At 52.0% G+C, this 13,229-nt stretch carries 13 protein-coding genes; 12 read left to right on the top strand and 1 reads right to left on the bottom strand.

Features of this window, described 5'->3' with window-relative positions; all coding sequences use genetic code 11:
* Positions 1-128 precede the first annotated feature (128 nt).
* Positions 129-1,151, bottom strand: coding sequence for a stage II sporulation protein D (gene spoIID, locus T488_RS16805; RefSeq protein ID WP_051536177.1), 1,023 nt, complete (start codon positions 1,149-1,151; stop codon positions 129-131).
* 129 nt (positions 1,152-1,280) lie between these two features.
* On the opposite strand from spoIID, the gene T488_RS0102705 reads away from it, so the two are divergent.
* From T488_RS0102705 to T488_RS0102650, 12 genes are all read left to right on the top strand, one after another.
* Positions 1,281-2,642 (top strand): citrate synthase, encoded by a 1,362-nt coding sequence (locus T488_RS0102705; protein WP_196243258.1) that lies wholly within the window; start codon positions 1,281-1,283, stop codon positions 2,640-2,642.
* 10 nt (positions 2,643-2,652) lie between these two features.
* Complete coding sequence (locus tag T488_RS0102700; RefSeq protein ID WP_155267147.1) at positions 2,653-3,975, top strand: hypothetical protein; 1,323 nt, start codon at positions 2,653-2,655, stop codon at positions 3,973-3,975.
* Positions 3,976-4,034: 59 nt separating this feature from the next.
* Positions 4,035-4,736 carry a response regulator transcription factor gene (locus tag T488_RS0102695; RefSeq protein ID WP_028519461.1) on the top strand — a complete coding sequence of 234 codons (702 nt, stop codon included), beginning with the start codon at positions 4,035-4,037 and terminating at the stop codon, positions 4,734-4,736.
* Complete coding sequence (locus T488_RS0102690) at positions 4,736-6,139, top strand: sensor histidine kinase (RefSeq protein ID WP_028519460.1); 1,404 nt, start codon at positions 4,736-4,738, stop codon at positions 6,137-6,139. The genes T488_RS0102695 and T488_RS0102690 overlap by 1 nt, the downstream gene beginning before the upstream one ends.
* A 36-nt stretch (positions 6,140-6,175) precedes the next feature.
* Positions 6,176-7,171, top strand: coding sequence for a DUF1385 domain-containing protein (locus T488_RS0102685; RefSeq protein ID WP_028519459.1), 996 nt, complete (start codon positions 6,176-6,178; stop codon positions 7,169-7,171).
* Positions 7,165-8,034 carry a peptide chain release factor N(5)-glutamine methyltransferase gene (gene prmC / locus T488_RS0102680; RefSeq protein ID WP_028519458.1) on the top strand — a complete coding sequence of 290 codons (870 nt, stop codon included), beginning with the start codon at positions 7,165-7,167 and terminating at the stop codon, positions 8,032-8,034. The genes T488_RS0102685 and prmC overlap by 7 nt, the downstream gene beginning before the upstream one ends.
* Before the next feature lie 26 nt (positions 8,035-8,060).
* Positions 8,061-9,248 (top strand): recombinase RecA, encoded by a 1,188-nt coding sequence (recA, locus tag T488_RS0102675; protein ID WP_082320413.1) that lies wholly within the window; start codon positions 8,061-8,063, stop codon positions 9,246-9,248.
* Positions 9,248-9,889: a regulatory protein RecX gene (locus T488_RS0102670; RefSeq protein ID WP_028519456.1), complete on the top strand. Its 642-nt coding sequence runs from the start codon at positions 9,248-9,250 to the stop codon at positions 9,887-9,889. Before recA ends, T488_RS0102670 begins: the two co-directional genes overlap by 1 nt.
* Before the next feature lies 1 nt (position 9,890).
* A complete protein-coding gene (gene rimO, locus T488_RS0102665; RefSeq protein WP_028519455.1) occupies positions 9,891-11,222 on the top strand; it encodes a 30S ribosomal protein S12 methylthiotransferase RimO in 1,332 nt (443 codons plus the stop codon).
* On the top strand, positions 11,219-11,803 hold the full coding sequence (gene pgsA / locus T488_RS0102660; protein WP_028519454.1) for a CDP-diacylglycerol--glycerol-3-phosphate 3-phosphatidyltransferase: 585 nt from the start codon (positions 11,219-11,221) through the stop codon (positions 11,801-11,803). The genes rimO and pgsA overlap by 4 nt, the downstream gene beginning before the upstream one ends.
* Positions 11,804-11,831: 28 nt before the next feature.
* Positions 11,832-12,218, top strand: coding sequence for a metal-dependent transcriptional regulator (locus T488_RS0102655; protein ID WP_028519453.1), 387 nt, complete (start codon positions 11,832-11,834; stop codon positions 12,216-12,218).
* A 232-nt stretch (positions 12,219-12,450) separates the two neighbouring features.
* A complete protein-coding gene (locus T488_RS0102650; protein WP_028519452.1) occupies positions 12,451-13,182 on the top strand; it encodes a dockerin type I domain-containing protein in 732 nt (243 codons plus the stop codon).
* Positions 13,183-13,229: the final 47 nt, after the last annotated feature.

Genomic DNA, 13,229 nt, shown 5'->3' with positions numbered 1-13,229 from the left:
TTTGTTTCTTTCTGCTCAGCCGCATGAAGCGGCACAAAGTTATTATAACAAATCGTCGGAGCTATGTCAATACGGAACGGCGGAAAGGGCAATAAATGCACATCTTTTGCAGCATATTGCACAAATACTCAGCTGCCCGATACGGTACAGTTCGGATAGTAGTGAGCCAGTATCTCCTGCCAGCTGTGCCCCTCGGAAGCCATGGCGTCGGCGCCGTACTGGCTCATGCCAACGCCGTGTCCGAAGCCTTTGGTGGTGATGATGATCTCGTCTCCCTCACAGCGCACATCGAAGGCGGCGGAGCGCAGGTCAAGGGCTGTGCGGAGCTGGTTTCCCGTGACGGTGCGGTCTCCCACCGAGACCTCCAGCACCGTCCCCGAGCCGGAGACTGTGAGCACCTTCAGCCAGTCTTCTTTATTATCCCCTAAGCTGACGCCCTCAAAGGCTGTCTCCAGAGCGGTCTTCAGCTCCTCTGCCGTTAACCGCTTGTCCTCGCGAAATTTCGGTGCCGTCAGGTCGGAGCGGCTGTCCACCTCCACAAGGTAGTCCACAGGGGAGCCCCAGGCGTTCTCGGCGCTTTCTGTAAAGCCTGCTGACATGGAGTGGAAAGCAGCAATGATAGGGGCTCCGTCATAGGTGAGGATATAGGGCAGCACCTCATCGGCGGCTGCGGATATTTTCCCGTAGTCCCGTTTAAAGCGGTCACCGAAGCGCTCCTTTATCTCCTCTTTGGTGAAAAAGCCCTGATATTTGGAGGTATCGTCGGAGAAATCCGCTCCCATGAGCTCCGGAGTGGGGGACTCGCTCTCGCGGAGGCGCTGACGCTCGGCGTAGGTATGGGCAGCAACAGCCTGTGCCTTCAGAGCCTCCTCCCCGAAGGAGGCGGGCATCTCCGCGCAGACCGCTCCGATAACGTAGTCGCGGACGGACACCTCCATGACCTGTCCGCTCTCCGTGTCAAGCACCTTGTAGGGCTTGTCGGAAAACGAAGGGATATCGACGGCTTTTCCGCTTGTTAAGGGCGATTTCACGGGCAGAACGGGGACAACGCCGACTCCCTTCGCAGGACCCTTCCCCATGACAGCAGGAAGGGCAGGGAACACCGTCACCGAGAGTATGAGCAGCGCAGCTGCGGCAAAGTGTTTTTTCATAAGCTTCTCCTTTCGGCAGAATGTACAAGAACATACGTTTTGCGTTATACCATTATATTGGAAATAACATTTGACATCACTCCGAATATGGTGTATAATTGAAAATGAATATGTTTTAGGAGTGTGATCATGATGCCGTCATACATTTCAGGCGCCAATATTACAGATTTATGCGGGAGACTTGCGGATAATACCGTTATCGAACCGTCTCTCTATGAAAAATATCATGTCAAGAGAGGACTTCGCAACAGCGACGGCACAGGTGTAATGGCAGGTATCACCAATATCTGCAATGTACACGGATATGTTATGAATGAGGGCGAAAGAGAGCCTATCCCCGGTCAGCTCATCTACAGAGGATATAATATCAACGACCTCGTTGAGAACGTAGAAGCCGATGACCGCTACGGCTATGAGGAGACTGCGTTCCTCCTTCTTTTCGGCCATCTTCCCAATGTGAAGGAGCTCAAGACCTTCAGCTCCTATATCTCCGTAAAGAGAGACCTCCCCAACGGCTTTGTTGAGGATATGATACTCAAGGCTCCCTCAAAGAATATCATGAACAAGCTTGCACGTTCCGTACTTGCCCTGTATTCCTACGATGACGAGTGCGAGAACAAGGGACTTGAGAACGAGATGCGCACAGCGGTAAGCCTTATCGCAAAAATGCCTGTCATCATGGCTAACGCCTATCAGGTAAAGCGCAGAGTATTCGACAACCAGAGCATGATAATGCATCCCATAAATTATGAGGAGAACACTGCACAGTGTATACTTTCCCTCCTCCGTCCCGACAGACAGTACACCAAGGACGAGGCTCAGATGCTGGACCGGCTCCTTATGCTCCAGGCTGAGCACGGCGGCGGAAACAACTCCACCTTCACCTGCCGCGTACTGACATCATCGGGCACAGATCCCTATTCCGCTTACTCCTCGGCTATATGCTCACTCAAGGGCCCCCGTCACGGCGGCGCAAACCTCCAGGTGATACATATGCTGGATAACTTCAAGGAGAACATAAAGAACTGGGAGGACGAGGGCGAGGTCGCCGACTATATGCGCAAGACCCTCCGCAAGGAGACCAACGACCATTCGGGTCTTATCTACGGCATGGGCCATGCGGTATACACCGTTTCCGACCCCCGTGCGGTCATTCTCAAGAAAAAGGCATTCGAGCTTGCAAAGGGCAGAGAGATAGAGGCTGAGTTCCGCCTCCTTGAGACCATCGAGAGGCTCACTCCCGAGATATTCAAGGAAATGAAGGGCAGCACCAAGGTTATGTGTGCCAATGTTGATATGTATTCGGGTCTGGTTTACAGAATGCTGGGCATACCCGACGAGCTGTTCACTCCTCTCTTTGCAGTTGCCCGTATGGCAGGCTGGGCTGCACACCGTATGGAGGAGATACTCACGGGCGGAAGGATAATCCGTCCCGCTTACAAGGCTATCGCCAAGGAAAAGGAATACATAAAGCTCACCGAGCGTGAGTGATCTTACGGATATGAAAAAGATACAGGCTTTCTTCACAGCCCTCATGACGGGGGCTGCGCTTACGGGCTGTACCTTCGGCGCAAGCATAGATACTCTCATGTCACCGCCGAAGCTGAGCGTCGAGGAGGAGCAGATATACTCTGCGCTGACAAACTCTATCGGCGCTTCCATAAGCCTTAAATACCCCAAGTCGGGAAAATATCTCTCGGCTTTCATCATAGAGGACATCGACGGCGACGGCGATAACGAAGCCCTGGTCTTCTACGAGAGGAACAACCATGCCGCGGACGAAAACCCGCTGCGCATAAAGCTTCTCGAGAAGGAGGGCGGCAGGTGGAGCTCGGTGTACGATACTGCTGCGGCAGGAAGCGAGATCGAAAAGGTAATGATCTCAAAGCTGGGCGCCAATGACAGGATCAATATCATCATCGGTACCAGTATGATAAACCGTTCTGAAAAGAACGTGTCTATCTACAACTGCGTTGACGGCGTTCTTGAGGAGCCCACATTCTCTGACTCCTATGCCTTTTTCGATGTCAAGGACCTCGACATGGACGGGGAGATGGAGTTTCTGCGGCTCACGGGAGCCTCCGGCGGCGGAGAGGCTGCGGTAGAGGCTTACAAGCTGGACGATAAGGGAGCCTATCACAGAGCGTGGCAGCCCCTCAGCGGCAGCTTCACGGAAATCGACAACATCAGCTACGGCAAGGTGGGAAGCGTGAAAACGGGACTGTATATCGACGCAGTCTCGGGCACGGGTTCCATTCAGACCGATGTGGTATATATGGACGACGGCGCCCTCCACAAGGTGTTCACTACCCCCGAGGAGTCGGAAGCCACCGTTCGTCCCGCAGGCTGTACCTGCTTCGATGTGGACGGGGACGGAAGCCCCGAGATACCTGTCCAGTATGTAGCTCCCGGCTATGAGGACTCGGAGGAGGGCGAACAGCTCAGGCTCACCGACTGGATGCAGGTAAGCGACGATTTCAGGCTGGAGAGGAACTATACCTCCTATTACAGCGTAAATGACGGCTATATCTTCCTTTTCCCCGAAAAGTGGGAAAACAAGGTCACCGTCAAGCGAGATATAGTCAACGATGAGATAGTCTTCTGCACCTACAGCGATGAGGGAATGGGCAGGAAGCTGCTCAATATCTTCTGTGCGGAGGACCAGCCCTCAAGAGATGACAGAATCTCAGGCGGATATATGCTCATGCACACCAAGGGCGGAGCTGCTTATCTTGCTTATCTGCCGTCAGACCCGGACACCGGCGGAGACGGACTTTCCATCACTGCGGGAGATGCCGCGGTAGGATTCAGATACAGAGACTGACCACGCAGCAAGTGCTGCTGATATAACAGGAAACTCACACAAAAAGGAGTGGAAAACCGATGAAACGTATACTTATCTGCGAGGACGAGGACACTATCCGCGAATTCGTTGTCATAAACCTCAAGCGTGCAGGCTATGACGTTGTGGATGTAAACTGCGGAGAGGCTGCGCTCAAGACCTTTGAGGCTGAGCACGGCAACTTCGATATAGTCCTCCTTGATATAATGATGCCCGGTATCGACGGTTTCACCGTATGCAAGAAGATACGCGAGAAAAGCTCTACCATAGGCATTATCATGCTCACCGCAAGGACTCAGGAGATGGACAAGGTCAGCGGTCTTATGATAGGCGCCGATGACTACATCACCAAGCCCTTTTCGCCCTCTGAGCTCACCGCAAGAGTGGACGCTATTTACCGCCGCGTGTGCATGAGCTTCATCAAGAACGAAAAGCAGTCCGTCATTGAGAGCGGTCCCTTCGTGCTGAACCTCAAGAGCCGCACCGTCACCAAGAACGGCGAGCAGATAGAGCTCACTCAGGTGGAGTACCAGATACTTGAGTTCTTCATGAACAACAAGAATACAGCCCTTGACCGCGCCAGCATCCTCAACCACATCTGGGGCGAGAGCTACTACGGCGACGATAAGATAGTCGATGTTAATATCAGACGTATCAGAATGAAGATAGAGGAAGAGCCCTCAAACCCCAAGTATATCATAACTATCTGGGGCTACGGCTATAAATGGAATGATATGCAGTAATGGCTAAAAAGAGTATCACAAAGCGCTGGATATTCAACAACCTTGGCGTTGTAGTGCTGGCGCTCCTCGTCATAGACATGGTCATTGTCTATGCGATACAGAACTACTTCTACAGCTCTGCAAGGCAGTATCTCGTCTCAAAGATAAACGCCGTCACCAGTATCCTGAGTATGCACTCACAGGACAGCTCGGCGAATTTCTCCGCAGAGATGAGAAAAATGCTTGAGACCTTCAATGAGAAGGACAAGATAGAGCTGATGGCTATAAACTCCAAGGGAAGAGTTGTTCTCACCTCATCGGGCTTCTCGCCTGATGAGGACGACCCCATGCCCGATTACCAGGAGGCTCTCGAAAAGAACGAGGGCTCCCATGTTTACAGGCTCAGCGGCGGCGAAAAGGTGCTTGCGGTGTCAGTGCCCATAAACTCAATGAGCAATGAGTACAGCGCCGTGAGAATGGTCACCTCCCTTACGGAGATAGACAACACCATCAAGACCTATACGGCGGCAGTAACCATAGTCTGCCTGGTGATAATACTCATCATCATCATCACCGGACTTTACTTTGCAGGGTCTATAGTCCGCCCCATAAGGCAGATAAGCGGTATCGCAAGGAAGTACGCCATGGGCGACTTCACCACCCGTATCGATAATGACAGCGATGACGAGATAGGCGACCTGTGTACCGCCATAAACAATATGGCTGACGAGCTGTCTACCGCCGAGGCTATGAAGAATGAGTTCATATCGTCGGTGTCCCATGAGCTGAGAACTCCCCTCACCGCCATAAAGGGCTGGGCGGAGACCCTCATGATAGACGGCGGCGGAAGTCCCGATACCATGAAGAAGGGCGTCGGCGTCATCGTCAACGAGACAGAGCGTCTTTCACAGATGGTAGAGGAGCTCCTTGACTTCTCACGTATGCAGAACGGTCATTTCACCCTCCAGAACGCCAATATGGATATTCTGGCTGAGCTGGGCGATGCGGTCCTCATATACAGCGACAAGGCAAGGCGCGAGAACAAGCAGATAATCTACGATGAGCCCGAGATGCTGCCCTTCGTATTCGGAGACAAGAACCGCATCAGACAGGTGTTCATCAATGTTATAGACAACGCGGTGAAGTACTCCTCCGACGGGGATACGGTCACCATCAAGGCTTACGAAAAGGGAGACAGCGTTATAGTTTCCGTAGCCGATACGGGCTGCGGCATAAAGCAGTCTGACCTTGCCAAGGTAAAGACGAAATTCTACAAGGCTAACCACACACGCCGCGGCTCGGGCATAGGTCTCGCCGTTGCGGACGAGATAATCAGTATGCACGGCGGCTCTGTCGACATCGACAGCGAGGGCGAGGGCAAGGGTACTACCGTGACCATAACTCTCCCTGCCGTAAAGCAGTAAGGCACATTACATTACCATATTCAACAAGGTGGAAAAATGAGTAAAAACAACAGTTCACAGGAAAAATTCAAGTCCAAGATAGGCGGACAGGCGCTTATCGAGGGCATAATGATGCTGGGACCCAATACGGGAGCTATGGCGTGCCGCCTTCCCGACGGCACCATAGACCTTGAGACCTGGGATGAGAATAACGGAAAGAGCGCTCCCTGGTACAAGAAAACTCCTCTTGTAAGGGGCTGCACCAACTTCGTCACCTCGCTGGTCAAAGGATATAAGTACATGATGAAGTCTGCGGAGAAGCAGATGACAGACGATGACGAGGAAGAGGACAAGAAAAAGAAGGATAAGACAGAGGCTGCCGCTGCTACCGCTGTGGAAGCCCCGAAGGCTCCCGCAGAGAAAAAGGAGAGCAGCGCAAACGATATAATAATGTATATCGGTATTTTCCTGGGAGTTGCCCTGGCTATCGGTCTTTTCGTGTTCCTGCCCAAGTGGCTGGTGGGACTTATCCCCTCCATAAAGGAGCACAGGATACTCCGTTCGCTCCTTGAGGGCATAGTGAAGATAGTGCTTTTCGTGTCCTATATGTGGATCGTAAGCCTTACGAAGGATATAAAGAGGCAGTATATGTACCACGGCGCCGAGCATAAGACCATTGCCTGCCATGAGGCGGAGCTCCCCCTTACAGTGGAGAACGTCCGCAAGCAGACACGCTTCCACAAGCGCTGCGGCACCAGCTTCATATTCATAGTGCTCATAATCAGCATACTGGTGATGTGCCTTGTGCCCTTTACGGTAACATGGCAGAGGATAGTGGCTTCACTGGTGCTCCTTCCCGTTGTTGTGGGACTTTCCTATGAGTGCATAAGGATAGCGGGAAATAACGATAATCTGTTCACAAGGATACTGTCCGCTCCCGGACTGGCTATGCAGCGCATAACCACCCGCGAGCCCGATGACAGCATGATAGAGATAGCAATTGCAGCTATGAAGCCCTGTATCCCCGAGAATAAGGAGGAGGACAGGTGGTGACCCGGGGAGAGCTCTTTGCACAGGTCCGCAGTCTTATCGCTCAGCGCGATGAGGAGACTGCCGATTTCGATACAAACTGTATCTTTCAGGACCTTCTGGGAGAGCGCAATCCCATGTTTGCACCGAAAACGCCCGTCCCCGATGAAAAGGCGGCGGAGATACTTGCCCTTGCAGAGCGCAGAGCTCAGGGCTATCCCCTCCAGTACCTGCTGGGACAGTGGGAGTTCTGGGGCTGCCGTTTCAAGGTGGGGGAGGGAGTTCTCATACCCCGTCCCGATACCGAGACTCTGGTGGAGCAGGTGCTTGACATCTGCCGCAGAGAGGGCTTGAAGGCGCCTAAAATAGCCGACCTTTGCAGCGGAAGCGGTTGTATAGCCGTGGCTCTGAAAAAGGAGCTCCCCGAGGCTGAGGTCTACGCTGTGGAGCTGTCGGAAAAGGCGCTCACTTATCTCAGACAGAATACGCAGCTCAACGGCTGCGGCGACATACATATAATACAGGGAGATGTGCTGAAGCGGGAGACCGCCCGTTCCCTCATGGGACTGGATATACTGGTCAGCAATCCCCCATACCTCACTTCAAAGGATATGAGCGAGCTCATGACCGAGGTCACCTACGAGCCTGCGGAGGCGCTTTTCGGCGGCGAGGACGGTCTTGGCTTCTACAGGGCGCTGACTCAGCTCTGGAAGGTATCCGTGAAGGAGGGCGGCTTCATCGCCTATGAATTCGGCATGGGTCAGCATGAGGACGTAAAGGACATTCTGGAAGAAAACAGCTTCACCGATGTGGAGCTGAGACAGGACGGCGGAGGTATCATCAGAACTGCCGCCGCAAGGAATATAATAGTAAACAGACCTGCGTGACGCAGGCAGGACAGGAGGAAATCCCAATGGCTAAGAAGGAACTTGCTAAGAAGCCTACCGTTGTGAGAGTTACCACAAAAGAGGACAAGAAGACCGCTCTTGAGGGCGCTCTCAAGCAGATAGAAAAGAAGTACGGCGCAGGCGCTGTTATGCGTCTGGGACAGACCAAGACCCTCAACGTTGACGCTATCCCCACAGGCTCCATGACACTGGACATGGCTCTGGGTATAGGCGGTGTCCCCAGAGGACGTATCGTTGAGATCTACGGTCCCGAGAGCTCAGGTAAGACCACCGTTGCTCTCTCCATCGTGGCTCAGGCTCAGAAGGCAGGCGGCGAGGCTGCTTTCATCGACGTTGAACACGCCCTTGACCCCGTGTACGCACAGGCTCTCGGCGTCAACATCGACGACCTCCTCGTTTCACAGCCCGACAGCGGTGAGCAGGCTCTGGAGATCGCAGAGGCTCTTATCCGTTCAGGCGCTATCGACGTGATAGTTCTTGACTCTATCGCTGCTATGACTACCCGTGCCGAGATCGACGGCGAAATGGGCGACCTCCATGTAGGTCAGCTTGCCCGTCTTATGTCCCAGGCTATGAGAAAGCTGACGGCGGCTATATCCAAGTCCAACTGTGTAGCTATTTTCATCAACCAGATCCGTGAGAAGATCGGTGTTATGTACGGAAACCCCGAGACTACCCCCGGCGGACGTGCTCTGAAGTTCTATTCATCTGTCCGTATCGAGGTAAGAAAGGGCGAGGTCATCAAGTCGGGTACAGACGTTATCGGCGCCTGCACACGCTGCAAGATAGTTAAGAACAAGGTTGCTCCTCCCTTCAAGGAGTGCGAGTTCGACCTTATGTACGGTACGGGAATTTCCCGTACAGGTGAGGTGCTTGACCTTGCCGTTGACCTTGACATCATCAAGAAGGGCGGCTCATGGTTCAGCTACAAGGATCAGAAGCTGGGACAGGGACGTGACAACGTCAAGGAGCTCCTTCAGAACGACGAGAACCTCATGAAGGAGATCGAGGAGCAGATCCTTGCCCGTAAGGACGAGCTTAAGGCTGCTGCTCCGAAGAAGGGCAAGAAGGACGCCGACAGTGCGGCTCCCGCTGCTGCCGGGAAGGCACCCGCTGAGGACGGCGGCGCAAATGACGACGTTCTCGCAAACTTCGATGAGAACTTTGAGGAGTTCACTCCTGCTGAGGAATAATGAAGATATTATCGGTCAAACGATACAAGAGCTCTACCTTTGAGGCAGAGCTGGACGACGGGCGCAAGCTCTATCTCCATGCGGACATAATCACCGATTTCGGTATACGCTCAGGCATGGAGACCGACCGCGACACCCTTAGAAAGATAATTTACGCCTCCAACTTTCGCAGAGCCTATCAGAGGGCGCTGTACCTGCTGGATTACAGGGACTACACCTACAAGGAAATGCTGGAGAAGCTGGTGGATAACTATAAAAGCGAGGCACTGTGCACGGCAGTCATGAAAAGGCTCACCGAGCACGGCTTCATCGACGACGAGAGATATGCCGAGCGTATGGCGCGAAAGCTGGTGGAGTCAAAGCACTACGGCTTCCGCCGCTCAAAAAGAGAGCTGATGCAGAAGGGGATAAGCGAATTCATCGCTGAGGACGCTCTTGAGCCCTACGCCGACAGCTTCCGCGAGAACCTTGACGAGCTTCTGCGGACAAAGCACTCACGCTATCTGACAGACCGTGAGGACAGAAAATCAATTGAAAAGGTCAAGAACGCTCTTGTGAGGTACGGCTACGACTATACAGACATAAACCATGCCGTGAAGGAATACTTCGAGAACGGATATGACCCCGAGGAGGAAAACTGATATGGCGATCAAGGTGGGAATGGTTTCTCTTGGCTGTTCAAAGAACCTTGTGGATTCGGAGCGTATGCTCTACAAGCTGAGAAGTCACGGCTATCAGCTGGTGACAGAGCCCGGACTTGCCGATGTGGCAGTAGTCAATACCTGCGGCTTCATAAAGTCCGCAAAGGAGGAGGCTATCGACACCATTCTTGAGCTGGGCAAGCTCAAGGAGGAGGGCACCCTTAAAAAGATAATCATCACAGGCTGCCTCGTTGAGAGGTACAAGGAGGAGGCTGCTGAGCAGTTTCCCGAGGCAGACGCTGTTATAGGCATTGGAAATACCAAGGACATCGTTGACGTCCTGGACCGCGTCATGGCAGGTGAGAGATACGTCTGTTTCGCGCCCAAGCTGGACGCGGAGCTCAGCGGAGAGAGAGTCATCTCAACTCTGCCCTTCTTCACATATCTCAAGATAGCCGAGGGCTGCTCCAACTGCTGTACCTACTGCGCTATCCCCCTGATAAGAGGAAAGTTCCGCAGCGTACCCATGGAGGATATACTCAGGGAAGCACGCTATCTTGCAGAGAATGGCGTTACCGAGCTGGTGGTCATCGCTCAGGATACCGCTCAGTACGGCAAGGATCTCTACGGCGAACAGAAGCTCCCGGAGCTCCTCACCGAGCTCTGCAAAATTGAGGGTATACGCTGGATACGCACCCTTTACTGCTATCCCGAGCGCATTACCGACGAGCTCCTTGACGTTATCGCAAGAGAGGATAAGCTGGTGAAGTATCTGGAGATACCCATTCAGCACTGCAACGGGGAGATCCTCAGTAAAATGAACCGCTGGGGCGACACCGAAAAGCTGGAGGAGCTGTTCAGGCATATCCGCGAAAAGGTGCCCGGCATCATACTCAGGACTACCCTCATAACAGGCTTCCCCGGAGAGACCGAGGAGCAGTTCGAGGAGCTGGCTGAGTTCGTGAAGAGAGTCCGCTTTGACAGGCTGGGCTGCTTTGCGTATTCCCGTGAGGAGGGCACAAAGGCTTACGATATGCCCGATCAGATAGATGAGGAGACCGCTTCTCACCGTGCTGACATAATTATGGAGCAGCAGATGCTCATCAGCTGCGAAAACAACGAAAAACTCATGGGCGCGGAGCTCACCGCCGTGGTGGAGGGCTTCGACAGGTTCGGCGAGTGCTGGTTCGGCAGAACTCCCCTGGACGCTCCCGACATTGACGGAAAGGTGTTCTTTACGTCCGAAACGCCCCTTGAGATCGGTGAATACGTCACGATCAGGATCACCGATACCCTTGATTACGACCTTATAGGAGAGGTGATAAGCAAATGAATCTGCCAAATAAGCTGACTCTGCTGAGAGTCATACTTATACCGTTTTTTCTGCTCTTTATGTACATCGACATACCCTTCCACTATGGTATAGCTCTGGTGATATTCGCAGCAGCCTCCATTACGGATGCTCTCGATGGAAAAATAGCAAGAAAACGCAATCTGGTAACTAATTTCGGAAAGTTCCTGGACCCCCTTGCGGATAAGGTCCTGGTAATCGCCGCACTTACGGTCTTTGTGGAGCTTAGCGAGGTGAACATGGGAGCAATACCGCTCATCATCATCATCGCCAGGGAATTCATGGTCTCGGGACTCAGGCTCCTCGCCGCTAACAGCGGTGTGGTGGTTGCCGCAGGTATCTGGGGCAAGCTGAAGACAGCCTTTACCATGGTAGCTATCGTGGCTATACTGTTCTGGCTGTGTCTCTGCTTCGATCTCAGTATCGACTTCCCCGACGGTTTCAGAAACGCTGTGGACAATATCCTCGTTCCCGTTCTGGTATGGATATCCACCGTTCTCACCGTTATCTCGGGAGCTGTATATCTCAAGGGCTACTGGCACCTTATCGACTCTGATAAATGAGCCGTTGTATTTCTGAAAGGAGTAAAAAATGAAACACTGTGCAGGTCAGATAAAATATCTGGTTGCTATAAAGGAACTGTCCGACACAGAGGAGTATGTCCGCTGTGTAACTATATCCCGTCATCTGGGAGTTTCCAGACCCAGCGTCAGCAAGATGCTCAGGTGCCTGGCAAACTGCGGATATGTGTATGAGGACTTCTGCAACAGCGTGGTACTTACCCCCGAGGGCGAAAAGGCTGTTAACGAGATATTCTCATCATTCAACGAGGTGTATATGTTCTTCCACAAGTTCCTGAAGCTTCCCAAGGAGGAGGCTCACGAGCAGGCGATAAAGTTCATCACGGACTTCCCCCAGGACACCTGTGAGCGCCTCAAGGGCATAGTTAAACGCACACTCAGAAAAAAGAGCGCATAAGAAAAGCGGTACACGAAGGTGTACCGTTTTTTATATACCGTCTTATTTTTTGATGATTATGCGAAAATAAATTCAACAGTTTAATATATTTTGTACGAAATAGTTGTTAACCGTGTGCAACATTCTGCTCATTTTCTTTCCCGCGGTGTACAATGGCAGATAGAGACTGCGCAATCTCAACACTATATTTATAATTTACGTTTTACTAAATAACTGAAAAGGAATCAAGACAATGAATAAGACAATGAAAAAAATCGCAGCAGCAATTACTACAGCTGTTATGGCAGCTATCCCCATGGCAGGTTCTCTTACAGCAAACGCAGCTCCCGCAGGCTGGGACGAGCCCAAGTACTACTTCGGCGACCTCAACGGTGACAGGAAAGTGACCACAGCAGATGTTAATCTTATCCGCGATGCAGCACGAAACAATGGCGCAAATCTGACATATAGACAGAAGATCAAAGCAGACGTAAACGGCGATGGTTATGTTACATCTGCCGATACAGTTCTTGCGAAAGACTATGTAAGGAAAAAGACATTAGGTTATAATCTGTACGGTGACGCTGATGGTGACGGAGAAGTTGATATTTACGATGCCTATACAGTATATGATTATGTTAATGACGGACTTGGTACAGGATTCGGCTCAGATCAGATCAACCTTATCGCAGCAGACGTTAACGCTGACGGTGTTATCAACTCATTCGACCATGTACTTATCGCTCGCTATGCACTGGGAGACATCAGCTCTCTGTACGTAAATTGGGGCGATGTTACAAATGACGGATATGTAGACATTTCCGACCAGATAGTTTTAGGAAGATTTGTTGCTGAAGACAGTACTGTAATGGTAAGTGATGTAGGACTGAGAAGAGCTGATCTCAACCTTGACGGAAATGTTGATGGTGATGATCTTATTATACTGGCATGCTATATCAGTGACCGTTGTTTCACCTGGAGATAATCATTTTTACAACCGAATATAATAAATTATCCCCCTTTGCAGGTTTT

The sequence above is a fragment of the Ruminococcus flavefaciens ND2009 genome (assembly GCF_000621785.1).
Lineage (GTDB): Bacteria > Bacillota > Clostridia > Oscillospirales > Ruminococcaceae > Ruminococcus > Ruminococcus flavefaciens_C.
The sequence above is the reverse complement of the archived record's forward strand: the minus strand, read 5'-3'. Positions and strand labels throughout refer to the sequence as shown.